At 69.4% G+C, this 24,981-nt stretch carries 18 protein-coding genes; 17 read left to right on the top strand and 1 reads right to left on the bottom strand.

From position 1 onward, the window contains the following. Position 1 precedes the first annotated feature (1 nt). The 15 genes from FOJ82_RS12770 to FOJ82_RS12700 all read left to right on the top strand — a co-directional run bounded on the left by FOJ82_RS12770 (position 2) and on the right by FOJ82_RS12700 (position 19,743). Entirely contained in the window at positions 2-1,036 is a 1,035-nt protein-coding gene (locus FOJ82_RS12770) for a DUF808 domain-containing protein (protein WP_143938868.1), read from the top strand. A 9-nt stretch (positions 1,037-1,045) separates the two neighbouring features. Beyond that, on the top strand, positions 1,046-2,284 hold the full coding sequence (gene trpB, locus FOJ82_RS12765) for a tryptophan synthase subunit beta (RefSeq protein WP_143938867.1): 1,239 nt from the start codon (positions 1,046-1,048) through the stop codon (positions 2,282-2,284). A gap of 23 nt (positions 2,285-2,307) precedes the next feature. Next, a complete protein-coding gene (trpA, locus tag FOJ82_RS12760) occupies positions 2,308-3,120 on the top strand; it encodes a tryptophan synthase subunit alpha (protein WP_246099892.1) in 813 nt (270 codons plus the stop codon). A 151-nt stretch (positions 3,121-3,271) separates the two neighbouring features. Beyond that, positions 3,272-7,789: a glutamate synthase large subunit gene (gltB, locus tag FOJ82_RS12755; protein ID WP_143938865.1), complete on the top strand. Its 4,518-nt coding sequence runs from the start codon at positions 3,272-3,274 to the stop codon at positions 7,787-7,789. Then, the gene (locus FOJ82_RS12750) at positions 7,782-9,245 is read left to right on the top strand and encodes a glutamate synthase subunit beta (protein WP_143938864.1); all 1,464 of its coding nucleotides are present in this window, start codon (positions 7,782-7,784) and stop codon (positions 9,243-9,245) included. Before gltB ends, FOJ82_RS12750 begins: the two co-directional genes overlap by 8 nt. A 277-nt stretch (positions 9,246-9,522) precedes the next feature. Then, entirely contained in the window at positions 9,523-9,873 is a 351-nt protein-coding gene (locus FOJ82_RS16285; RefSeq protein WP_185975784.1) for a hypothetical protein, read from the top strand. 90 nt (positions 9,874-9,963) lie between these two features. Continuing rightward, complete coding sequence (locus tag FOJ82_RS12740; RefSeq protein WP_143938863.1) at positions 9,964-10,416, top strand: hypothetical protein; 453 nt, start codon at positions 9,964-9,966, stop codon at positions 10,414-10,416. A 10-nt stretch (positions 10,417-10,426) separates the two neighbouring features. Continuing rightward, positions 10,427-10,846: a hypothetical protein gene (locus tag FOJ82_RS12735; protein WP_143938862.1), complete on the top strand. Its 420-nt coding sequence runs from the start codon at positions 10,427-10,429 to the stop codon at positions 10,844-10,846. Positions 10,847-11,795: 949 nt separating this feature from the next. Next, positions 11,796-12,986, top strand: a complete 1,191-nt coding sequence (locus FOJ82_RS12730; protein ID WP_221933154.1) for a glycosyltransferase family protein — start codon at positions 11,796-11,798, stop codon at positions 12,984-12,986. After that, a complete protein-coding gene (locus tag FOJ82_RS12725; RefSeq protein WP_143938860.1) occupies positions 12,976-14,196 on the top strand; it encodes a glycosyltransferase in 1,221 nt (406 codons plus the stop codon). The genes FOJ82_RS12730 and FOJ82_RS12725 overlap by 11 nt, the downstream gene beginning before the upstream one ends. Continuing rightward, positions 14,193-15,401, top strand: coding sequence for a glycosyltransferase family 4 protein (locus tag FOJ82_RS12720; RefSeq protein WP_143938859.1), 1,209 nt, complete (start codon positions 14,193-14,195; stop codon positions 15,399-15,401). Before FOJ82_RS12725 ends, FOJ82_RS12720 begins: the two co-directional genes overlap by 4 nt. After that, positions 15,398-17,251, top strand: a complete 1,854-nt coding sequence (locus FOJ82_RS12715; RefSeq protein ID WP_143938858.1) for an ABC transporter ATP-binding protein — start codon at positions 15,398-15,400, stop codon at positions 17,249-17,251. Before FOJ82_RS12720 ends, FOJ82_RS12715 begins: the two co-directional genes overlap by 4 nt. Continuing rightward, positions 17,248-18,414 (top strand): phosphotransferase, encoded by a 1,167-nt coding sequence (locus FOJ82_RS12710; RefSeq protein WP_143938857.1) that lies wholly within the window; start codon positions 17,248-17,250, stop codon positions 18,412-18,414. Before FOJ82_RS12715 ends, FOJ82_RS12710 begins: the two co-directional genes overlap by 4 nt. Beyond that, positions 18,411-19,496, top strand: coding sequence for a phosphotransferase family protein (locus FOJ82_RS12705; protein ID WP_143938856.1), 1,086 nt, complete (start codon positions 18,411-18,413; stop codon positions 19,494-19,496). The genes FOJ82_RS12710 and FOJ82_RS12705 overlap by 4 nt, the downstream gene beginning before the upstream one ends. A gap of 10 nt (positions 19,497-19,506) precedes the next feature. Then, the gene (locus tag FOJ82_RS12700; RefSeq protein ID WP_143938855.1) at positions 19,507-19,743 is read left to right on the top strand and encodes a DUF2249 domain-containing protein; all 237 of its coding nucleotides are present in this window, start codon (positions 19,507-19,509) and stop codon (positions 19,741-19,743) included. A gap of 8 nt (positions 19,744-19,751) precedes the next feature. On the opposite strand, the gene FOJ82_RS12695 is transcribed toward FOJ82_RS12700, so the two are convergent. Then, positions 19,752-20,735, bottom strand: a complete 984-nt coding sequence (locus FOJ82_RS12695; RefSeq protein ID WP_143938854.1) for a pirin family protein — start codon at positions 20,733-20,735, stop codon at positions 19,752-19,754. A 123-nt stretch (positions 20,736-20,858) separates the two neighbouring features. On the opposite strand from FOJ82_RS12695, the gene dnaE reads away from it, so the two are divergent. After that, positions 20,859-24,398, top strand: coding sequence for a DNA polymerase III subunit alpha (dnaE, locus tag FOJ82_RS12690; protein WP_185975783.1), 3,540 nt, complete (start codon positions 20,859-20,861; stop codon positions 24,396-24,398). Further along, positions 24,391-24,975 carry a hypothetical protein gene (locus FOJ82_RS12685; RefSeq protein WP_143938852.1) on the top strand — a complete coding sequence of 195 codons (585 nt, stop codon included), beginning with the start codon at positions 24,391-24,393 and terminating at the stop codon, positions 24,973-24,975. Before dnaE ends, FOJ82_RS12685 begins: the two co-directional genes overlap by 8 nt. Positions 24,976-24,981: the final 6 nt, after the last annotated feature.

Here is a 24,981-nt window from a genome sequence, read left to right as displayed (position 1 = left end):
CATGGCCGGTGGACTCGCTGCACTGCTGGACGACATCGCCGCTCTGGCCAGACTGGCCGCAGCCAGCGTCGACGACGTGGCCGCCGGTGCCATGAAGGCCAGCGCCAAGGCCGCCGGCGTGGTTGTGGACGATGCTGCTGTCACCCCCCGCTTCGTCGCGGGCGTCAGCCCCAAGCGGGAACTGCCGATCATCCGCAAGATCGCCGTCGGGTCCCTGCGCAACAAGCTCATCTTCATCCTGCCCGCCATCCTCCTGATGAGCGCGTTCCTGCCCTGGCTGCTCACACCGCTTCTGATGCTGGGCGGCACCTACCTCTGCTACGAGGGGGCGGAGAAGGTCTGGGAACTGCTCTCGGGGCACAAGGGCGAGGACAAGGCACCGGCCCTGGTCAAGGGAGAGGACGCCGAGAAGAAGGTGATCTCCGGCGCCATCACCACGGACTTCATCCTGAGCGCGGAGATCATGGTGATCTCCCTCAACGAGGTGGCCACCGAGCCGCTGTTGTCACGGTCGGTGATCCTCGTCGTGGTCGCCCTTGCCATCACGGCACTCGTCTACGGCGCCGTCGCGCTGATCGTGAAGATGGACGACATCGGCCTGGCACTGACCAAGCGGGACTCGGAGCGCTCGCAGGCCCTGGGACGCGGCCTCGTCGCCGCGATGCCCGTGGTGCTCAAGGTCATCTCCTTCGTCGGGATCTTCGCCATGATCTGGGTTGGCGGGCACATCATCCTCGCCGGCCTGGACACCCTAGGGTGGCACGCGCCCTACGAGTTCGTGCACCACCTCGAGGGCCTCGTCGCCGGGGTCCCCGTCGTCGGCGGGTTCCTGGCCTGGCTCGTCAACACCCTGTGCTCGATGGTCCTCGGGATCGTCTGGGGCGGCGTCGTCGTCGCCGTCCTCCACTTCCTCCCGTTCGGCAAGAGCCATGACGACGACGTCGTCGTGGTGGGTGCGGAGAAGACAGAGGCCGGGGACATCGCGGCGAAGGTCGTGGAACGGGCGCCGCGATCCGGGAGCCCGGACTCGCACTAGGCTGGGGGCATGACCCAGCTGCCCGACTCCATGGGACGCTTCGGGGACTTCGGCGGCAAGTTCGTGCCGGAGGCCCTCCAAGCCGCCCTGTCAGAGTTGGCCGAGGAATTCACCAAGGCCGCCTCAGACCCGACGTTCGCCCACGAGCTCCACCGCCTCCAGCGGGACTACTCCGGTCGGCCCACGCCGATCACGGTCGCGGAGAACTTCTCCAAGCAGTGCGGCAACGCCACCATCTACCTCAAGCGCGAGGACCTGAACCACACCGGGGCGCACAAGATCAACAATGTCCTCGGCCAGGCCCTGCTCACCAAGCGCATGGGCAAGACCCGCGTCATCGCCGAGACCGGCGCCGGCCAGCACGGCGTCGCCACCGCCACCGCGGCCGCCCTCCTCGGGCTCGAGTGCCGGGTCTACATGGGCGAGGTCGACACCCAGCGCCAGGCCCTGAACGTGGCCCGGATGCAGCTGCTCGGGGCCGAGGTGATCGCGGTCGCCGCGGGCTCCCGCACGCTCAAGGACGCCATGAACGAGGCCATGCGCGAGTGGGTCTCCACCGTCGAGACCACCCACTACCTGATCGGTACCGTCGGTGGGCCGCACCCGTTCCCGTGGCTGGTTCGCGAACTGCAGCGCGTGATCTCCACCGAGGCCCGGGCACAGATGATCGCCGACCACGGCGGCCTGCCGGACCACGTCGCGGCCTGCGTCGGCGGCGGGTCCAACGCCATCGGCATGTTCGCGGACTTCATCGACGACCCGTCAGTCGCCCTGCACGGGTTCGAGGCCGCCGGGGAGGGCATCGACACCACGCGGCACGCCGCCACCATCACCGCAGGTCGTCCCGGCGTCCTGCACGGCGCGCGGACCTACGTCCTGCAGGACGAGGACGGCCAGACGATCGACTCGCACTCCATCTCCGCGGGCCTCGACTACCCCGGTGTCGGGCCCGAGCACGCGTGGTTGGCAAGCTCCGGCCGCGCCACCTACGAACCCGTCACCGACGCCGAGGCGATGACCGCCTTCCGGGCACTGACGCGCACGGAGGGCATCATCCCCGCGATCGAGTCCGCGCACGCCGTCGCCGGCGCCCAACGCCTCGGACTGCGCCTGGCGCAGGAGCAGCCCGACCTGCGCCCGAAGATCCTCGTGTGCCTGTCAGGGCGCGGGGACAAGGACGTCGGCACGGCGTTCGAGTGGTTCAAGATGTCCGGCCGACCGGACGCAGTCGTGGGAGGCACGGAGTGAGCAGGTTCGCAGACGTCGACAGGTTGGGCATCTCGGGCAAGGTCCTGGCAGCCGCGGTCGACGAGGGGCGGGCCGCGCTCGTCGCCTACCTGCCGCTCGGCTATCCCAGCGTCGACGACTCGGTGGCGGCGTTCCGGGCCCTCACCGACGGCGTGGGCGCCGACGTGGTCGAGATCGGCGTCCCGTACTCGGACCCGGTCCTCGACGGCGAGGTGATCCAGCACGCCACCACCAAGGCGCTGCGCCGCGGCGTGCGCGTCCGCGACGCGTTCCTGGCCGCCGAGGCCGTGGCCTCCGGTGGCCGGACGCCGGTGGTGATGACCTACTGGAACCTGGTGGAGCAGTACGGCGCCGACCGGTTCGCCCGGGACCTGGCGGCCGCGGGCGGCGCAGGGGTGGTCACCCCTGACCTGACACCGGACCAGGCCGACGAGTGGATCGCCGCGAGCGACGCCCACGGCCTGGACAGGATCTTCCTGGTGGCCCCCTCCTCGAGCGAGGAGCGGCTGGCGATGACCATGCGAGCCTGTCGTGGCTGGGTGTACGCCACCAGCGTGATGGGGGTCACCGGAACCCGCACCCAGACCTCCGACGCGGCCCCCGTGATCGTCGACCGCGCCAGGCGTGCGGACCCCAGCCTGCCCGTGGGCGTGGGCCTGGGAGTCTCCAACGCCGACCAGGCGGCAGAGGTCGCCGCCTACGCGGACGCGGTGATCGTCGGCTCTGCGCTGCTCAAGTGCCTGGCCTCCGACGGCGCCGACATGCCGGGTGACTTGGACCGTCTCCGCGGGCTCGTCGACAAGCTCGCCGAAGGGGTGCGCAGGGGCCGCGGCTGAGGCCCGGCCCCGGCCGCGTTACAGCTGGTTTCCTGCGTCGCAACAGTTCTGCGACGCGGAAGTTACAATCGTGCAACAGGCCTGAATCCGGTCAAATCGCCCCTCTTCGCGTGCATATTCTCCAAGCCTGCAACGAACTTGGAGGTGCCGCATGACCCGTCAGATTTTCCCTCGTCATGAGAAGGTCGGACTCTACGACCCGCTGTACGAGCACGACGCATGCGGGGTGGCCTTCGTCGCCCGACTGGACGGTGTGGCCCGCCACGAGATCGTCGAACAGGGCCTCGAGGCCCTGCGCAACCTCGACCACCGCGGCGCCACCGGCGCCGACGAGGCCGCCGGTGACGGCGCCGGAATCCTGATCCAAGTCCCCGACGCGTTCCTGCGCTCCGTCCTCGATGTCAAGCTCCCCGAGCAGGGCGGCTATGCCGTCGGCATGGCCTTCCTGCCGCGCGAGGCCGACGCTCGCGCCGAGGCCCGGGCCGCGATCGAACGCATCGCCGAGGAGGAGGACCTCGACGTCCTGGCCTGGCGGGAGGTGCCGGTAGAGACCGCCACGCTGTCGTCGATCTCCCTGGACGCCATGCCGCACTTCGAGCACCTCGTCGTGGCCGGCCGCGCCGGACAGCTCGGGATCGACCTGGACCGGCTGGCCTTCGTGCTGCGCCGTCGCGTCCAGCACGAGGTCGGGGTCTATTTCGCCTCGCTGTCCGCCCGGACGATCGTTTACAAGGGGATGCTGACCACCTCGCAGCTCGAGGAGGTCTTCCCGGAACTGCACGACGAACGGCTGGCTTCCGCGCTCGCCCTGGTGCACTCGCGCTTCTCCACCAACACGTTCCCGGCCTGGGAGCTGGCGCACCCGTACCGGATGATCGCCCACAACGGCGAGATCAACACCGTGCGCGGCAACCGGAACTGGATGCGCGCCCGCGAGGCGCTGCTCGTCAGTGACGCGATCCCCGGTTCCCTCGAGCGACTCTTCCCCATCTGCACGCCCGACGGCTCGGACTCCGCCTCCTTCGACGAGGTGCTCGAACTGCTGCACCTGGGTGGCCGGTCACTGCCGCACGCCGTGCTGATGATGATCCCGGAGGCGTGGGAGGGCCACGACGAGATGTCGCCGGAGCGGCGCGCGTTCTACGAGTACCACGCCGCCATCATGGAGCCCTGGGACGGCCCCGCCTGCATGACCTTCACCGACGGCTCCATCATCGGTGCGTGCCTCGACCGCAACGGGTTGCGCCCCGGACGCTTCTGGGAGACCTCCGACGGCCTGGTGGTGTTCGCCTCCGAGGCCGGCGTCCTCCCGATCGACCCCGCGTCGGTGGTCCGCAAGGGGCGCCTCCAGCCGGGCAGGATGCTCCTGCTGGACCTCGAGCGCCACCAGATCCTCTCCGACGACGAGGTCAAGGGCGAACTGGCCGCAGAGAAGCCCTACGCCGAGTGGGTCGCCGCAAACACCATGAAGCTCGACCACCTCCCCGGACGCGCGCACATCGTCCACAGCCACTCCTCGGTCACGCGCCGCCAGCAGGTCTTCGGGTACAGCTCGGAGGAGCTGCGCCAGATCATCACCCCGATGGCCAACACCGGAGCGGAGCCGATCGGGTCGATGGGCACCGACACCCCGCTGCCCGTCCTCTCCGAGCGGCCACGGCTGGTGTTCGACTACTTCACCCAGCTGTTCGCGCAGGTCACCAACCCGCCGCTGGACGCCATCCGCGAGGAGCTGGTGACCTCCCTCACCACGAAGATCGGCCCCGAGCGCAACCTGCTCGAGCCCACCGCCGCCTCCGCGCGCCAGATCACGATGGACCGCCCCATCCTGGATTCGGAGCAGCTCGCGAAGATCGTGCGCCTGGGCGAGGTCCCCGGCTACGCCACCCACGTGGTGCGTGGCCTGTACAAGGTCGCCGGCGGCGGCCGTGCGCTGGGGGCGCGGATCGACGAGCTGTGCGAGGAGGTCTCGGCCGCCGTGCGCGGGGGAGCCCGCGCCATCGTCCTGTCCGACCGCCACTCCACACCGGCGCTGGCGCCGATCCCGTCGCTGCTGCTGTGCGCCGCGGTCCACCACCACCTGGTGCGGGAGAAGACGCGCACCCAGGTGGGGCTCGTGGTCGAGGCCGGCGACGTCCGCGAGGTGCACCACGTCGCGCTGCTGCTCGGTTACGGTGCCGCCGCAGTGAACCCGTACCTGGCGTTCGAGAGCGCCGAGGACCTCGCACGACGCGAGACCTTCGTGAAGGTGCTCCCGGAGGAGGCCATCAAGAACCTCACCAAGGCCTTCAGTAAGGGTGTGCTGAAGGTGATGAGCAAGATGGGGGTCTCCACCGTCGCCTCCTACACCGGCGCGCAGATCTTCGAGTGCGTCGGGCTGTCCCAGGAACTGGTGGACAAGTACTTCACGGGCACCACCACCCGCATCGGAGGGCTCGGGCTCGACGAGATCGCCGAGGAGGTGCGTCTGCGGCACCTGCAGGCCTACCCCTCCGACGGCATCCCGCTGGCCCACCGCGACCTGCAGGTGGGGGGTGAGTACCAGTGGCGCCGCGAGGGGGAGCCGCACCTGTTCGACCCCGAGACGGTGTTCCGCCTCCAGCACGCCACCCGGACCGGGCGCTACGACGTGTTCCAGCGCTACACCTCGCTGGTCAACGACAACTCCGAGCGGCTCATGACGCTGCGCTCCATGCTGGAGTTCCGCGAGCGCCAGCCGATCCCCGTGGAGGAGGTGGAGCCGGTGAGTGAGATCGTCAAGCGGTTCTCCACCGGAGCCATGAGCTACGGCTCGATCTCGCTCGAGGCCCACCAGAGCCTCGCCATCGCCATGAACCAGTTGGGCGGCAAGTCCAACACCGGCGAGGGCGGCGAGGACCCGGACCGCCTGCACGACCCGCTGCGCCGCTCCGCCATCAAGCAGGTGGCCTCGGGACGCTTCGGGGTCACCTCCGAGTACCTCTCCTACGCCGACGACATCCAGATCAAGATGGCCCAGGGCGCCAAGCCGGGTGAGGGCGGCCAGCTGCCCGGCCCGAAGGTCTACCCGTGGGTGGCCAGGACCCGGCACTCGACGCCCGGCGTCGGCCTGATCTCGCCGCCGCCGCACCACGACATCTACTCGATCGAGGACCTCAAGCAGCTCATCCACGACCTCAAGTGCGCGAACCCGTCGGCGCGGGTCCACGTGAAGCTCGTCAGTGAGGTGGGGGTCGGCACGGTGGCGGCCGGCGTCAGCAAGGCCAAGGCCGACGTCGTCCTCATCTCCGGGCACGACGGCGGCACCGGAGCGGCCCCGCTGACCTCGCTGAAGCACGCCGGGGGACCCTGGGAGCTCGGACTGGCGGAGACGCAGCAGACGCTGCTGGTCAACGGGCTGCGCGACCGCATCGTCGTGCAGTGCGACGGCCAGCTCAAGACCGGCCGCGACGTCGTGATCGCGGCCCTGCTCGGAGCGGAGGAGTTCGGCTTCGCCACCGCCCCGCTGGTGGTCACCGGCTGCATCATGATGCGCGTTTGCCACAAGGACACCTGCCCCGTCGGCATCGCCACCCAGAACCCGGAGCTGCGCGCCAAGTACACCGGCGACCCGCAGCACGTCATCAACTTCTTCGAGTTCATGGCGCAGGAGGTGCGCGAGATCCTCGCCACCCTCGGCTTCCGCAGCATCGAGGAGGCCGTGGGGCGGGTCGACGCGCTCGACGTGGGCCGCGCCGTCGGCCACTGGAAGACCGCCGGGCTGGACCTGTCACCGATCCTGGCCACCGTCGCACCCGAGGGTGCGGCGCTGCACAACACCGTCACCCAGGACCACGGCCTGGAGCACAAGCTCGACATGCGCCTCATCGAACTGGCCGAGCCCGCCCTGAAGCGGGGGGAGCCGGTGTCGCACACCCTCACCGTGCGCAACGTGGACCGCACGGTCGGAACAGTGCTCGGCCACCACGTGACGATGGCCACGCAGGGACAGGGGATGGAACCCGGGACGATCCAGTTCACGATGCACGGCACGGGCGGCCAGAGCTTCGGGGCGTTCCTGCCCCGCGGAGTGACGCTGCGCCTGGTGGGCGACGCCAACGACTACGTCGCCAAGGGACTCTCCGGCGGCCGCGTCGTCGTGGCGCCGCCCGCCGACGCCGGGTTCGAGCCGCGCGAGCAGATCGTGGCCGGCAACGTCATCGCCTACGGCGCGACGTCGGGCCAGCTGTTCCTGCGCGGGCTGGTGGGCGAGCGGTTCTGCGTCCGCAACTCGGGAGCATCCGCCGTCGTCGAGGGCGTGGGGGACCACGGCTGCGAATACATGACCGGCGGTGAGGTCCTGGTACTGGGACCCACCGGGCGCAACTTCGCCGCGGGCATGTCCGGCGGCACCGCCTGGGTGCTCGACCTGGACCTGATCCGTCTCAACACCGAGTTCGTCGATCCCGTCGAGCTCAACCCGGGCGACATCGCACGGGTGCGCGAACTGCTCCTGGAGCACCGTGACGAGACCGGCTCGACGGTGGCGGGGGAGCTGATCACGCTCAACGATGCCCAGCTCGCGGCCCGGTTCACCAAGATCCAGCCGCGCGACTACGCGAGGATCATGGAGGTGCGCGACCGCGCCGCCTCCGACGGCCTCGACGACGAAGTGACCACGCGAATGATGATGGAGGCCGCTCATGGCTGATCCGAAGGGTTTCATGACCACGCCCCGTGAGGTGGCCGAGCGCCGCCCGGTTGCGGAGCGGGTGAAGGACTGGAAGGAGGTCTACCCGGGGACCCCCGGCCGAGCCCTCCTGCCGATCATCTCCCAGCAGGCCGGGCGCTGCATGGACTGCGGCATCCCGTTCTGCCACAACGGCTGCCCGCTGGGCAACCTGATCCCCGAGTGGAACGACCTGGTCTGGCGCGAGGACTGGCAGCCCGCCCTCGAGCGCCTGCACGCCACGAACAACTTCCCCGAGTTCACGGGACGGCTCTGCCCCGCACCGTGCGAGACCGCCTGCGTGGTGGCCATCAACCGCGAGGCGGTCACCATCAAGAACGTCGAGGTGGCAATCATCGACAAGGCGTGGGACGACTCCCGCGTCGTGCCGCAGCAGCCCGCCTGGCACACCAACAAGACGGTCGCCGTCGTCGGTTCCGGCCCCGCGGGCCTCGCCGTCGCCCAGCAGCTGACGCGTGCAGGCCACACGGTCGTCGTCCACGAACGGGCCGACGCCGTGGGCGGCCTGCTGCGCTACGGCATCCCCGAGTTCAAGATGGAGAAGTCCGTCGTGGACCGGCGGCTCAAGCAGATGGTGTTGGAGGGTACGCAGTTCAAGACAGGCGTCACGATCGGCGAGGACATCACCGGCCCGGAGCTGCTCGAACGCTACGAGGCCGTCGTCCTGGCCATCGGGTCCACGGTGGCGCGTGACCTCCCGGTGCCCGGCCGCGAGCTCGGCGGCATCCACCAGGCGATGGAGTTCCTGCCGCAGGCCAACCGCGCTGCGGTGGGCCAGGTGGTCCCCGACCAGATCACCGCTCAGGGCAAGGACGTCGTGATCATCGGCGGCGGCGACACCGGCGCCGACTGCCTCGGCACCTCCACCCGCCAGGGAGCACGCTCCATCACGCAGCTGGAGATCATGCCCCAGCCACCGGAGACCAGGCCCGAGAACCAGCCCTGGCCGACGTACCCGATGACGTTCCGCGTCTCGTCCGCCCACGAGGAGAACGGTGACCGGGTCTACGCGGTCTCCACCACCCGATTCACCGACGACGGATCCGGCAACGTCTCCGGGCTCGACCTCACCGAGGTCCGGTTCGAGGGCGGCAGGTTCGTCCCGGTGCCGGGCACCGAGCGCCACATCCCCGCCCAGCTGGTGCTGCTCGCGATGGGCTTCGTCGGTCCCGAGAAGACGATCGGCGAGCAGCTCGGGCTCGAGTTCGACGCCCGCGGGAACATCACCCGCGACGACGACTACGCCACATCAGTGCCCGGCGTGTTCGTGTGCGGCGACGCCGGCCGCGGACAGTCGTTGATCGTGTGGGCCATCGCTGAGGGCCGCTCCTGCGCCAAGGGCGTCGACGAGTTCCTCTCCGGCAGCTCCAAGCTGCCGCGCCCCATCGGTCCGGAGGTGCGCCAGCTGCTGGCCTGAGTCGGCTGTCGGGGCGACGGCCAAGCGTTCGTGCACCCGCTTGCAGGGCGAACCTATGCCCACGGTCGTGCGGATGACTCCGCGCGTCCAGTCCCGCGTCGCGCTTATGCCGATGAGTGGCCGCGCCCCTTGGGCTGACTGGTGCGCACGGCTCCGTCTCCGGTGCCGTGCGCTCCACCCAGGTGGGCCAGTTGGGTGAGGTGCCACGTTGGCTCCGTCTCCGGTGTCAAACGCTCCACGCACAGATCTGCCACATCTGGCGCCTCGCATCGCAGTGATGGATGATGTCGGCATGTGCATCGAAGCGTGGTGGCCGAAGCTGAGGCAGCAGTCCCGTGACTATCTGATGGAGAACAACGGTGATGAGGTCCCGGTCCACCTCGTTGAAGAAATCACTGGGGCAGGCGGAATCATCAGCGCAGGTGCATGGTGGGTCGGCCAAGGCGGTCCAGCCGGGCTATACCTGTCGGACGAGGCGAACGACTGGATCGACGAGGTCGCCAACGGCGAGACCCCTGAACCTCGCGTAGAGGACCGGGCTCCAAATCCTGACATGCCGTGGTGTGCGACGGTAGCCTTCCGGCTTGCCTGGCATCCGAGCACGACGGCCCTCTATTGTCGCGATTGACGCGCGAGAATGACGGAGAAGCTCTCCGGCTGCTAAGCCTTCAAGTCCCCGCCTGCACGGCAAACCTATGCCCATGCCCGAGGGCTGCGATTGAGCGACAGAGGAGTGACTCCACGCAACGCTGATGTCACCCGTTCGTGCAGCAACCCCAACTCACCCTTCGCTTTCTACAAGGTTGTGGACAAGTCAAAGACTCTGAACTACGTCAACCGCGGCCAAGTCCTCGCCAGTTGCAAGGCCCTCAACACCGGAGTCACCTGCTCGATCTCCAAGGGGGCCTCGAGTACCCGAACCGTTCAGCTGGGGATGACTATGAAGCGAGCGGAAATCACCGGTAGCCTTGGAATCAGCAGTGCTGCAACCGTCTCGGTGAATGTCACCTGCACATCACCTACGATGTACAGTGGGCAGGTGTTCAAGGCCTTCCCGATGGGTGAACGCCACCGGTACAAGGTCCAGAGGGAGAGCCTGCTTGGGATCGAGAAGACAGGGTGGTTGTATGCCTTCAATCCCACCGTCAATGGGTTCGCCTGCGGTTTCTAGTAGGAGTCGCATGGTTACAGCGAGGGCGATCGTCGTCGATCGTGAGTCGAGGCACCCCACCCGCAAGGGGAAGCTGTTCCAGGCAGCTATAGGCGTGGGTCTGGCCGCGGCGTTCGTCCTCGCTGGCTGTGGGAGTCCACCACCTGCGGAACCACTGGTCGGCATGACCGTTCTTCAGGTAGAAGCAACTCTGCCTGACGCCACCTTGGTCATCTATGACGTGTCGACGCCGGTTCTGGGACTTGATCCCACATTCACGAACCTACGGGGGGGCGCATTCACGGTCATCAGCGCGTGTGGGGGGATGACCGATTCTGCTCAAGAGGTCGTTCCATTGGCAGTCATTCCGACAACAGAGGTCACTGAGCAGATTAGGGAACGCGCGAACGCCGGGCGGTTTGATGATCAGCTCAGTGAGTGTTCCCCGTGACGCACCCGTGGGTATAGAGCAGCATGCGTGACATCTCACCTGCCGGGTCACGCCTCGGATCGAACGCACTTCGGCAGCAGCTGCCGATCTGGCCGTGCAGGTAGGAACTTATCGCCCATCGGTGGAGCAGACCCCTTCCACAAACCATGCGCTGGTCTCGCTGCCGAGAGGCAGGAGAACTGTCCGGACTTCTCCGGGGCTCAGCGTGCTACGCTGCTGAGAGGCGGGTCGAAGAGCCTATCTCCGGGTCAGTGCCGCCACGCACGAGCTGACGGACGTGGACAAGCTCCACGGTCCTCCGAAGGCTGGGAATCACTAACTTCCCCCTTCCCTTCCGAGACTTCGACTCCTTCTACCGGCACCGGAAAAGGGAGGGGGCGACGGGGTCATACCAGGCGCGACGCGACATCCTCCACGAACTCTTCGAGCCCCTGCACGAAGTACTAGCGGAGCGCGAGGCAGGATCGATCACCTGGGTCTGCTGCACCGCGAGGTGACATCTGCTTTGGTTTACCCCCAGCGATGGGCCGGGGCGTAGCGATCCACTGGCGCACATCCTGGGAGGCGTTCTGCGGCCCCTCGTGGCCGAGTGTTGGAGATCGTCGAGACCAGTCCGTGCCACCAGTGCGTTCTTCCGCGAGCACGCAACCGCCGTAACGGATCGGTTCAACGTCATCGGCGCCCTCTTGGACGACATCCGCTACGTGCGCGACGAGGAGTTCTCAATCGTGCGTATCCACCCGACATGCGGCTGGCTCAGCGTTCCAGCTCCCACTTGCACTCCGTCGAACATGAGTGCCGGCTCCGGCCCAGCGCGGGGCTGGCGGTCTCTCATCGAACTCTCATCTCCAGCTCAGAAATCACTCACGCCCGGCTCATCCGCGACTCATCAACGGTTGGTTGACTCGTTGCATCAGTCGGGAGCCGGCCGAGAGCGAAGGATGAGATCTTGTTGAAGGTAGCGATGTACTCCCACGACTCCGTGGGTCTGGGCCACGCCCGACGCAACCGGGCGATCGCCCACGCGCTCGCGGAGTACCTGCCGGCGCTCACCGGACAGGAGGTCTCGGGCTTCCTGATCGCGGGTCACCCGGACGCCACCCAGGACTCCCTGCCCGCGGGCTGGGACTGGCTCGTGCTGCCCGGCTACGCCCGCGTCGCGGAGGGCTACGCCGCCCGCAGCCTCGGGTTCGCCGTCGAGGAGTTGGTCGACCTGCGCGCCGCCGCCGTCAGGGCGGCGCTGGAGGCCGTCGGTCCGGACCTGTTCATCGCCGACCGCCACCCCTTCGGCGTCGGCGACGAGCTCCGCCCCGCCCTGGAGATGCTGAGGGCCAGGCACCAGACCACCACCATCCTCGGCATGCGTGAGGTGCTGGACACTCCCTCGGTGGTCCAGCAGGAGTGGGAGGACATCGGCGGGGCGGAGGCAGCTGCCGCCATGTACGACGCGGTCTGGATCTACGGCGACGAGGCCGTCCACAACCCCCTGGCCACCGGCGAGCTGCCGGCGCTGTTCACCGACCGGGCGTACTTCACCGGCTACCTCTCCAAGGGCCGCCCCGCCGACGTCGGTGAGGACGCCGAGGTGCCCTACGTGCTGACCATCGTCGGCGGTGGATCCGACGGCGGCCACATCACCCGCGCCGCAGCAGCCGCGCGAGTGCCGCCAGGGCACCGCCACCTCATCGTGACCGGCCCCCAGATGCCCTCCGACGACGTCCGGGCGGCCCGCTCCCTGGCCGCCGCCAACCTCGACGCTGGCCGCATCAAGGTGCTGCACTCCGCCAGCAACGTGCCGGCGCTCATCCGCGAGGCCGCAGCCGTGGTCTCCATGGCCGGCTACAACTCGCTGGCCGAGGTCATGGCAACCTCCACCCCCGCCCTCGTCGTCCCCCGCAACACGCGTCGTGCCGAGCAGCCGATGCGCGCCAGCGACCTCGCGGCCCTCGGCGCCGTCGACGTCCTGCCCGCCGAGCGGCTGTCGCCGACCGCCCTCGGCGAATGGTTCGCGGGGGCCGTCCACCGCCGCACCACCCGCGAGGGCATCCGCCTCGACGGGCTCGCGGAGGTCGGACGGCTGGCCGCCGAACTGATCAACTCCCGCCACTCCGACGTGAAGGTCCCCGACCATGCAGCCTGAACCAGTCATCGGCTACGTGCTGAAGATGTACCCGCGCTTCTCCGAGACCTTCGTGGTCTCCGAGATCCTCGCCCGCGAGGCACAGGGCGAGCGGATCGTGATCTTCTCCCTGCGTCCCACCACCGACCCGAAGTTTCACCCGGAGCTGGCCCGGGTCCAGGCACCCGTCATCCATATCGGCCGGCCCACCTCGGTGAACCGGTTGTGGGAGCAACTCCGCGCTGTCGGGGAAGGGCTCGTCGACGACGTCGCCCGCGAGCTGCCCGAGCTGTTGGACCATCCCGCCGACGAGGCCGCACAGGCCGTGGAGGTCGCCCGGCAGGCCAGGGCCCACGGCGTCACCCACCTGCACGCGCACTTCGCGTCCATTGCCACCACGGTGGCGCGGCTGGCCGGCCGGATCGCGGGGCTGCCCTACTCGTTCACCGCCCACGCGAAGGACATCTTCCACGAGGACGTCGTCGAGGACGAACTCGGTCGCAAGCTGGGGGAGGCCCACCACGCCATCACGATCAGCGGCTACAACGAGACCGACCTGCGGCGCCGCTTCCCGCAGCAGAGCCTCAACCTCCGGCTGGTGCACAACGGGCTGGAGCTGGAACGATTCCCCCTGCGCACCGCCGGGGCCCGAGCCGACGGCGACCGCCCCCGGCTGTTGTCCGTCGGACGCCTTGTCGAGAAGAAGGGGTTCAGCCTCCTCGTCGACGCCGTCGCCGCGCTGCGGAGCCGCGGGATCGACGTGGACTGCGACATCGCCGGCGACGGCCCGCTGGCCGACGAGCTCGCCCGACAGGTCACTGCGCTCGGGCTGCAGGACCGCGTGCGCCTCCTCGGTCCCGTCACACAGGCGCAGGTGGGGCACCTGCTCGGCAGCCACGACGCCTTCGTGGCCCCGTTCGTTGTCGGAGCTGACGGCAACGCCGACGGCCTACCCACCGTGCTGCTGGAGGCGATGGCCCGTGGCATCCCCTGCGTGGCGGCGGAGGTGACCGCAGTGGGGGAGGTGGTCATCGACGGTGAGACCGGCTGGCTCGTGCCCACGGGCGACCTCGGAGCACTGGTCGACGCCATCGCCGAGGCCGTCGCGCCCGGGACCGACCACACCGAAATGATCCGCCGCGCCCGTCGGCTGGTCGAGGAGACCTTCGACTCGCGTCGCCAGGCCGCCCGACTGCGGAAACTCGTCACCACGGAAAGAGGAGACCGATGAGGATCGCATACCTGCTCGCCGACCCCGGCATCGGGGTCTTCGGCACCAAGGGAGCCTCCGTGCACGTCCAGGAGGTCGTTCGCGCCCTGCGCACCCAGGGGCACGACGTCACGGTCTACACCCTCCTGCGCGGCCTCAAGAACGGCGACGAACTGGTCCCCGACGACCTCGCGGACCTGGACGTGCGCGTCGTCGCGATGCCCCGGAACCGGGACGCCGCGAGTCGAGAACTGGAGGTTGCCGGCGCCGCCACGCGCATGGCCATGCAGGCCGCCGCAGATGCCGGGGACGACGGTCTCGACCTGGTCTACGAGCGCTACTCACTGGTCTCCGCCGCCGGCGCCCAACTGCGCGCCCTGCTCCGCGCCCGGGGCCACGAGACCCGGCTGGTGCTGGAGGTGAACGCGCCGCTGCTCGACGAGCAGCGCAGGCATCGCCACCTGGCCCACGAGGAACTCGCCGAGGACCTCACGCGGGCAGTGCTGGCCGCCGCCGACGTGGTGAGTTGCGTCTCTGCCCCGGTGGCCGACTGGGTCCGGGGACGCCTCCCTGGTTCCGCGCAACGGGTGCACGTCATCCCGAACGGGGTCAACACCGAACGCATCCGCCCCATCCCGCGCAGCGCCGAGCGGCCGTTCACCGTCGGATTCGTGGGCACCCTCAAGCCCTGGCACGGCACCGAGCTGCTGCTGGAGGCCTTCGCGGCGACCGGCCGCGTCGACTGGCGGCTCGAGATCTGCGGCGACGGACCCGAGCGTTCCCGTCTGGAGACACTCGCCACCAACCTGGGGATCGCGGCACGGACGCACTTCCACGGGGCGGTGGCCCCCGCCAAGGTCCCAGCCCTGCTGGGCGGCCTCGACGTCGCCGTCGCCCCCTACCCGGCGCCTGCGGACGAGGACGGCCACTACTTCTCACCGCTCAAGGTCTACGAGTACATGGCCGCCGGCGTGGCGGTCGTGGCCTCCGCGATCGGTGAACTGCCCGAGCTCCTGGAAGGCGGCAACGGCGTGACGGTCCCGCCGGGCCGGGTCCCCGCACTCGCCGAGGCCCTCACGCTGCTGGCCGACGATCCGGAGCTGCGGAACCGCCTCGGGCGCTCCGGGCGGGATGCCGCGGTGGCGACGCACGGCTGGCAGCAGCGCGTCCTCGAACTCCTCGGCCACCTCGACGGGGGAACCGACGGGGAGGAGCTCGCAGCATGAGTGCCCGCAACGAACGCGGCCGCCACAAGGACGGCCTGCGCCGCACTCTCCGGCTGCTCGTGCCCTACCTCAAGGAGCACAGACTCCTGATCGCCGTCGGCCTGCTGGCGCTGGCCGGGGACGTCGTGTTCCGGATCCTCGAGCCGTGGCCGGTCAAGTACGCGATCGACGCCGTCACCAGCGCGCTCGGCGCCGACCTTGCAGGGGCCGCGGGCATGGACCCCGACGTCTCGCGCACCCTCGTGACCTGGGCGCTCGTCCTGGCCGCGCTGGTGGCCGGCCGGGCGGCGTGCAACTACGTCTCGACCATCTCCTTCGCCAAGACCGGCGTGAAGGTCGTCACCCGACTCCGCACCCGGGTGTTCAATCACATCCAGTCCCTGTCCATGCGCTACCACTCGAACGCGTCCATCGGCGACACGTCGCAGCGCCTCGTCGGGGACATGGGCCGGCTGCAGGAGGTGGCGGTCTCGGCCGGCCTGCCGCTGGTGGGCAACCTGATGACCCTCCTGGTCCTCCTGGTTGTCGTGCTGGTGCTCAACCCGGTGCTGTCCGTGGTGGTGGTCGCCACCGCGGCCCTGTACTTCCTGCTGTCGCGGGTCTCCGCGCCGAAGATCACCTCCGCCTCCCGCGCCACCCGCAAGGGGGAGGGCAAGCTCGTCGGGGATGCCGCCGAGGCCCTCGCCGCCATCCGCGTGGTGCAGGCCTACGGGCTGGAGGCCACCGTCGCCAAGGGCTTCGCCTCGGGCAACGCCTCCGCGCTCAAGGCGAACATCCGGGCCCGACGCCTGTCCGCCCGGCTCGAGCGCTCCACCGACGTGCTCGTCGGCCTGTCGACGGCCGTCGTGCTCGGCTTCGGGGGCTGGCAGGTGCTGCAGGGGATCATGACGCCCGGTGACATGGTGTTGTTCCTGATGTACCTCAAGGTGGCCATGAAGCCGCTGCGCGACATGGCCAAGTACACCGGCCGCATCTCCCGCGCGACCGCCTCGGGCGAGCGGATCGCGGACCTGCTCGACGAGGAGGTGGAGATCGCCGACCCCGACCGTGCCGTGCCCATGCGCCGCGTCCGCGGCGACATCGCCTTCGACCGGATCAGCGCCCGGGACGGCAGGGGGCGCCAGCTGTTCGCCGGCCTCGACCTCCACATCCCGGCCGGGCAGCGCGTGGGCATCGTCGGTCCCTCAGGGTCCGGCAAGTCGACGCTCGTGAGCTACCTGCTCCGACTCGCCGACACCGACACGGGGGCCGTCCTCATCGACGGCTTCGACACCCGGCTGGTCAGCAAGGAGGACCTGCGCCACACCATGGCCATCCTCCTGCAGGAGGCCGTGCTGTTCGCCACCACCGTGCGCGAGAACATCCGCTACGGGCGCCTCGACGCCACCGACTCCCAGGTCGAACAGGCAGCGAGGCGGGCAGGTGCGCATGAGTTCATCATGTCCCTGCCCGACGGCTACGACACCATGCTCGGCCAGCGCGGCGACACGCTCTCCGGCGGCCAGCGCCAGCGCATCTCGCTGGCCCGTGCCATGGTGCGCGACGCGCCGATCGTGATCCTCGACGAGCCCACCACCGGGCTGGACCCGGCGTCCCGCCAACACGTGCAGGAGGGGCTGCGCGAACTCACCCGCAACCGCACGACACTGGCCATCACGCACGACCTGATCATGCTCCGCGACATGGACCGCGTGCTCTGGCTCGAGGACGGGCGTGTCCTTGAGGACGGCCACCCCCGCAGCCTCCTGGCCGACGCCGACAGTCGTCTGGCAAGGTGGGCCGCGGACCACAACCCGGAGGCCGAGGTCCTCGCGGCCTCGCCGCGGACCCCGGTGGAGGTCGACGCATGACCACCCCCAGCCTGCGCGACGCCACCGCCCACGTAGCCGCCGTCGCCGGGGTCGACGGAGCCGAACAGCTGTTGGAAAACTCGGCACTGTCGGGACTGGTCGGGCATCCGGTCAGCGTCCAGCACCTGCGCCTCAAGCCCGGGCGCAGCGTCCACGTGGCGTGGCGCACGGTGGACGACTCGCCCGCTCGCTGGGGATGGGCGGAGGTGACCGCGGACCCCGACAAGGCCGACAAGGCCGTGCTGCGCGCCGAGGCGGCGGGGGAGACGGTGGAACTGCGCCGTGGAGACGGTGCCGCGCTCCTGTGGGGAGGGCTGCACGGTGACCGTGGCCTCGCCAAGGAACTGCGCGGGGCGCGTGTGGTGCTGGGCGAGGACCTGCCTTGGGAAGTGCTGCGGTACAACCCGGGCAAGCGTGTCGTGGCGAGGCTCGACGACGGGACCGGCCCGGTGGTGCTGCGGGTCAGCCGCGGCACCGCTTCGTTCTTGGAGGCGTCGAGGCGCTGGGCCGAGGCCGGGGTTCCCACGCTCGTCCCGACCCCCGTCGGGGGCCGGGGCTCCGCCGTGCTCACCCCGTGGTGGGGGAGCTCGGACCTCCACCGCGCACCTCGGACGGCGGCCGCGCTCGAGGCCGGCCGGCTGGTCGGCGCCCTGCACCACGGCAGCCGGGGACGGGTGTGGCCTGGCCAGGTGCGGCGCGAGGCCACGCCGGCGGTCACGGCCGCCGGCCTGCTCGAGGTCGCCCCCTGGCTGCGGGGTCGGGTCATCGCGATCGCCCACCAGCTCGAAGCTCGGCTGGGTGAGCTCACCGAGACCGAACCCGCCTGGGTGCACGGCGACCTGTCTCCCGACCAGGTGCTCCATGACGGCAGGGGCGACATCCGGGTCATCGACCTCGACCGCGCGGGCTCCGGCCCGGCCGCCCTGGACGTGGGCAGCTGGCTCGCAGCGTGTGCCTCGATGGGGCTGCCGCAGCTCTCCGAACGGTTCCTGACGGGCTACACGGAGTCGACGGGGGTCGACGACCGGTCCCTCGCCATCTCCGAGGCCCTCGCCCAGTTCAGGGCTGCAGTCGACCCCTTCCGCAAGCTTCGGCGCGACTGGCCGCAGGCCATCACTCGGCGCATCGAGCTCGCCGAGCAGGCACTCGGGCGGATCTCGTGACCCGCGCCACAGCCGGCGCCCCGCCGTCGGAGGTCGTGCTGGGGGACGCCGTGTGGCGGATCTCCCGGGCCTGGCCGTTGGGTGCCGACCCGGCGGCAGGACTGGCGGTGGAGGCGAACTCGGGGCGGGACTCCGTGCGGGCCGCACTGTGGCGCGACGGCGGGCTCGAGTTGCTCGGGGTGGGGGAGGACCCGAAACTCAGCGAGCTCCGCGAACTGGCGTCGGCCGGGACGGTCGTGTCCCACCGCCTCCGCAAGCGCGCTGTGGTGCGGCTGACGGACGGCAGCGAGTTCGTGAAGGTGGTCCGCGCCGGCCGGGCGGACGGCATCCTCGCCGGGATCGAGCAGGCCCGCCCCTTCGAGGCCGGGTTCCGCACCCCCGAGGTCCTCGGATCCACAGCGGCCACCGTCCGGTTCAGCGCCCTGGCAGGCCGCAGCCTCCACGAGGCGACGGCGTTCACCGACGGTGAGTGGCACCGCGCATGGGAACAGGTCGGAAGCGGCCTGGTCCGCAGCCACGGCGCCACGTCGACCCTCGTCGGGAAGGCGCTGCGGCACCACGAGATCGGCGACGAGGTCCGCGTCCTCGAGGATTGGTACGAGCGCGCAGCCCCCTGGGTGGCCGATCCTGGCGCGCTGCGGCTGCTCGTGCTCGGAGCGGTGGCGGACCTGCGCCGCCTGGGCCGCCACGGCTGGGTGCCGACCCATCGGGACCTGCACGACAAGCAACTGATGTGGGACCCCGAGCTGGGGCCGGGGATGCTCGACGTCGACACGGCCTGCCTCTCACACCCTGCCCTGGACCTGGGCAATCTTCGGGCACACGCCCGGTGGCGGGTGCTGCAGGGACTGTGGAGCCGGGACCGGGCGGCCGTCGTTGCTGACATGGTGGATCGCGTCGCCGACTCCGTCGGTGTTCCCCCGGACGAGGTGGCCGTGTTCGAACGGGCCACCCTCGCCAGGATCAGCTGTGTGTACGCGTTCCGCCCCGGGCACGCCCGCACGGCGCAGCACCTGCAGAAGGTGCTGCGCCACCGCGTAAGCGGGCGACAGGGCGGATTTTGTACAAACGAGTTGTACTAATGTCTCCGGCATGACTGAAGCACTTGACCTCGACGTCCGAGAACTCGCCCCGGCGCAGCGCCACAGCACCATCTTCAACACCTGGACCGCACTCGGGCAGGGGGAGGCGTTCGTGCTGGTCAACGACCACGACCCGAAGCCGCTCTACTACCAGTTCGCGGCCGAGCACGAAGGCCAGTTCACCTGGGACTACGAGGAGAACGGTCCCGAGGTCTGGCGGGTCAGGATCGGCAGGACCGCCAGCTAGGTCGCGCCTCAGCGCTCCCGGCCACGCCGGAAGCGGCGCTTGAGGCGCAGGCTGGGCGGGAGCTCCGGGGCGGGCAGCCGGTCGGTCTGCCCGCGGTAGCCGCGGACGCGACCGAACCGGTCGTCAGGGGCTTCGTTCCACTCCTTGCGCAACCTCACGATGTCCTCGTGGCTGCGCCCGATGAAGTTCCACCACATCACGATGCCCTCGTCGAAGGGTTCGCCGCCCAGCAGCATCATCCTGGCGGAGGAGTCGGTGGGGTTCGTGAGCCGCACGTGGTCCAGGCCCGCGTCGCGCACACCCATCGTGCTGCGGTCGAGTCGGACGCCGTCGAAGTCCACGTGTCCGGTGTCCACCAGCACGCCGTGCTCGAACCCGGGATCGACGGCGAACTCCCAGGTGACGCCCGGGTCGAGGACCACTTCGGCGCCCAGCAGTGGGGTCTCGGAACGCACGGGCGAGGACGCGTCGTCGAGGGAGCCGACCAGCACCTTCGCCCGGACCCCCGCGTCCTCGTGGAGGTCCGGGACGTGGTGCTGGAAGTCACGGACCAGGTCCTTGTCCTCCTCCGGCAGCACCACCCACAGTTGCACGCCGTGGAGCAGTTCCCGCCTCGGCGTGGAAACCTCGGAGTGGGAGATGCCATGGCCCGAGGTCATCAGGTTGACCTCTCCGGGGCGGACCATCTCGTGCACCCCGGCGGAGTCCCGGTGCTCGATCTCGCCCGAGAACAACCAGCTGACGGTCTGCAGGCTCGTGTGCGGGTGCGGGGGCACGTCCATGCAGATGCCCTCCTCGGGCCCGTAGTGGTCCGCGAAGCACCACGCCCCCACGAATGAGCGGGTCATCGACGGCAGCGTCCGTCGCACCTGCATCGCGTCCGCACCGCCCAGGGACACCTCCTTGGGCTGGATGACCTGCACGTGGTCGGGGTGGTGCTCCCCGTTCACCACGCAGTCCACCAAGTCCGGATGGGTGTCGGTGTTGCTCATGCCGGGCCTCCTCGCCGTTGCTCCGAGAGTAGGCGAGTGGGCCGGGTCGCGGGCCGGAACTGTCGGGCTCCGGGGGTAGGGTGGGGGGTCGTTGACCAAGGCTGCGGAACAAGAGGAGATCGGGTGTCGGACCAGTTCGTCCACCTGCACGTGCACACGGAGTTCTCGATGCTGGATGGTGCAGCACGGATCCATGACCTGTTCAAGGGTGCGGAACGGATGGGCATGCCGGCCCTGGCGATGTCCGACCACGGCAACCTCTTCGGCGCGTACGAGTTCTACAAGGCCTCGAAGAGCTACGACGTCAAGCCGATCATCGGACTCGAGGCGTACCTGACGCCGCGCACGCACCGCTCCGAGCGCAAGCGCGTCCAGTTCGGCGACGGCACCGGGGACGACGTCGCCTCCAAGGGGGCCTACACCCACATGACCATGTGGGCGGCCAACAAGAGTGGCATGCACAACCTCTTCCGCCTCAGCTCGCGCAGTTCGCTGGAGGGCTTCTTCTACAAGCCGCGCGCGGACCGGGAACTGTTGAACGAGTACGGCAAGGGGCTCATCGCCACCACTGGTTGCCCCTCGGGCGAGGTGCAGACGTTCCTGCGGCTGGGCCAGTACGAGAACGCCCGCAGCGCGGCGGCCGAGTTCCGCGACATCTTCGGCGCCGGCAACTTCTACGTCGAGCTCATGGACCACGGCCTCGCCATCGAGAACCGGGTTCGCAAGGACCTCCTGCGGCTGGCGAAGGACCTACAACTCCCGTTGGTGGCCACCAACGACCTCCACTACGTGCACGCCGACGACGCCGACGCCCACGACACGCTCCTGTGCGTGTCGGCCGGCTCCCGGAAGGCGGCCACGGACCGGTTCAAGTTCGACGGCTCCGGCTACTACCTCAAGTCCGCGGCGGAGATGCGCGCCCTGTTCGCCGAGCTGCCCGAGGCCTGCGACAACACCCTCGCCATCGCCGAGCAGATCGAGACGGAGTTCGACGAGGGCATGGGCACCTACATGCCCAGGTTCGACGTCCCCGAGGGCGAGACCGAGGACACCTGGTTCGCCAAGGAGATGGAGCGAGGGCTGCGCGCGCGCTACCCGAACGGCATCTCGCAGGAGGTGCGGGACCGAGCCGCCTTCGAGACGCAGATCATCTCCTCGATGGGCTTCACCGGCTACTTCCTCGTCGTCGCCGACTTCATCAACTGGGCCAAGAACAACGGCATCCGGGTGGGGCCCGGCCGTGGCTCGGGCGCGGGTTCGATCTGCGCCTACGCCCTGCGGATCACGGACCTGGACCCGATCCAGCACGGCCTGCTGTTCGAGCGGTTCCTGAACCCCGAACGCGTCTCCATGCCGGACTTCGACATCGACTTCGACGATCGTCGCCGCGGCGAGGTGATCCAGTACGTCACCCGCAAGTACGGCTCCGACAAGGTCGCCCAGATCGTCACCTACGGCTCCATCAAGGCCAAGGCAGCCGTGAAGGACGCCTCCCGAGTCCTGGACATGCCCTTCGCGGTGGGTGAGCGCATCACCAAGGCCATGCCGCCCGACGTCATGGGCAAGGGCGTGCCGCTGACCGGCCTGTTCGACACCAACCACAAGCGCTACAACGAGGGCAACGAGTTCCGCGACCTGTACAACAGCGACCCGGACGTGCGCACAGTTGTGGACACCGCCAAGGGCATCGAGGACCTCAAGCGCCAGTGGGGCGTGCACGCGGCGGGCGTCATCATGTCCAACACGCCGCTGCAGGACGTCATCCCGGTGATGAAGCGGGAGGCCGACGGCGCCATCATCACGCAGTTCGACTACCCCGGCTGCGAGTCCCTCGGCCTGATCAAGATGGACTTCCTCGGGCTGCGCAACCTGACCGTGATTGACGACGCGGTCCGCAACATCAAGATCAACCAGGACGTCGACCTGGTGCTCGAGGACCTCCCGCTCGACGACCAGGCCACGTTCGACCTGCTGGCCGCGGGCGACACGCTCGGCGTGTTCCAGCTCGACGGTGGCCCCATGCGCGCCCTCCTGCGCTCCATGCGCCCCGACACGTTCGAGGACATCTCCGCAGTGGGTGCCCTGTACCGTCCCGGCCCGATGGGTGCGGACTCCCACAACAAGTACGCGCGCCGCAAGACCGGCCGCGAGCAGGTGGAGCCCCTCCACCCGGAACTGGCCGAGGCGCTGGAACCGATCCTGGGCGAGACCTACGGCCTGATCGTGTACCAGGAGCAGGTGATGGCCATCGCCCAGCAACTGGCCGGGTACACCCTCGGTGGCGCGGACATGCTGCGCCGGGCGATGGGCAAGAAGAAGAAGTCCGAGCTGGACGCCCAGTACGAGATCTTCTCCGGCGGCATGCTCGAGCGCGGCTACTCCAAGGAGGCCATCAAGGCCCTCTGGGACGTGCTCCTGCCGTTCTCCGACTACGCCTTCAACAAGGCCCACTCCGCGGCCTACGGCGTCATCTCCTACTGGACGGCCTACCTGAAGGCCAACTACCCGACCGAGTACATGGCGGCCCTGCTGCAGTCTGTGCGCGACGACAAGGACAAGTCCGCCGGGTACCTCGCCGAGTGCCGGCACATGGGGATCCGGGTGTTGCCGCCCGACGTGAACTCCTCCGAGACGCAGTTCACCCCGGTCGGCAAGGACATCCGCTACGGGCTGGGAGCCATCCGCAACGTCGGCGACAAGGTCGTGGTGGCGTGGACGGCCGAACGCGCCGAGAAGGGTCCCGCCAAGGACTTCAACGACTTCCTGGACAAGGCGCCGCTGCTGATCTGCAACAAGCGCGTCATCGAGTCCCTCATCAAGGCCGGTGCCTTCGACGAGCTCGGCCACACCCGGCGCAGCCTGATGAGTGTCTACGAGAACGCGGTCGACGGGATCATCGACGTCAAGAAGAACGCGGAGAACGGCCAGGACGACCTGTTCGGCGCGTTCGGCGACGAGGGCGGGGACGATGCCTACGAGCACGCGCCCATCCCGGACCTGGACGAGTGGGACCGCCGCACCAAGCTCGCCTTCGAGCGCGAGATGCTGGGCCTGTACGTCTCGGACCACCCGCTCAACGGGCTCGAGCACGTCCTGGAGGCCAACGGCCAGCACTCCATCACGTCCGTGACGTCCCCGGAGGGGTACCGCGGTGAGACCACCGTCTGTGGGCTGATCACCGCCGTCAACCGACGCGTCAACAAGAAGGGCGCGTTCTGGGCGACGATCACGGTCGAGGACCTCACATCGTCCCTCGAGGTGATGGTGTTCCCGCGCGTCTACGACCAGGTGGCCATGCACCTGGCCCCGGACACCATCGTCTCCGTGCGCGGGGTGGTCGACTCCGAGGAGGACCGGGTGCGCATGCGCGCCCAGGACCTCGTGGCGCCGCAGGTCAACCCCGACGGCGGCTCCGGGCCCGTGATGCTGACGCTGCCCGCCGTGCGCTGCACCCCGACGATCGTCGACCGCCTCAAGAAGGTGCTCTCCGAGTACCCCGGATCCGCGGAGGTCCACCTGCAACTGCGCAGCGAACAGAAGATCACCACGTTCAAGCTGGGCGACGGCTACCGGGTCGCGCCCGGCTCGCCGCTGTTCGCCGACCTGAAGGCCATCCTCGGCCCGAGCGCGGTGGGCGTGGCTAGAGTTGCACCAAATGAGTGAGATCCCCTTCGCCGCCGAGCCGCGCTGGTTCGTGCGCTGGCGTCGGACCCTGGCCGACGCGCGGTGGTCCATTCCGGCCTTCCTGGTCGGGTGCGCCCTCGCAGGTCTGGTGATGGGTGCAATCTGGTTCCTGGGTGCCCACCGCCCCGGCTACACGGTCCTGGAGGACCTCGGCGCCACCATGGACGAACGCGGGCTCGCCAGCCTGTTCGCGGCCGATGCCTTCTTCACGCTGCTGGTTGGGATCCTGGGGCTGGCGGCCGGGATCGTCAGTTGGCTGCTGTTCCGCAACACCGGCTGGTGGGTGTGTCTGCTCGCCGTGCTGGGCTCGACCATCGGCGCCGTTGTCGTGTGGCAGTTCGGGCTGGTGCTTGGCGGCAGCGGCTTCTCCGAGCGCCTGGCCGGAGCGGGGCCCGGGGACGTGGTCCCGGTGGACCTTGCGTTGCAGGCCTACGCGGCGATCCTGGTGGCGCCGTTCCTGGCGATCACCCCGGTGATGCTGTTCTCCGCGTTCTGGCCGGAGGAGGGCGCCCCACCCACGGACATCGTGGCGACCGAGGGCGTGGCGGCCGACTAGACTCTG

Origin of the sequence: Tessaracoccus rhinocerotis (assembly GCF_007197885.1) — a bacterium.
In the GTDB taxonomy this organism is placed as follows: Bacteria; Actinomycetota; Actinomycetes; order Propionibacteriales; family Propionibacteriaceae; genus Arachnia; species Arachnia rhinocerotis.
This window is presented reverse-complemented; position numbering and strand designations above follow the sequence as displayed.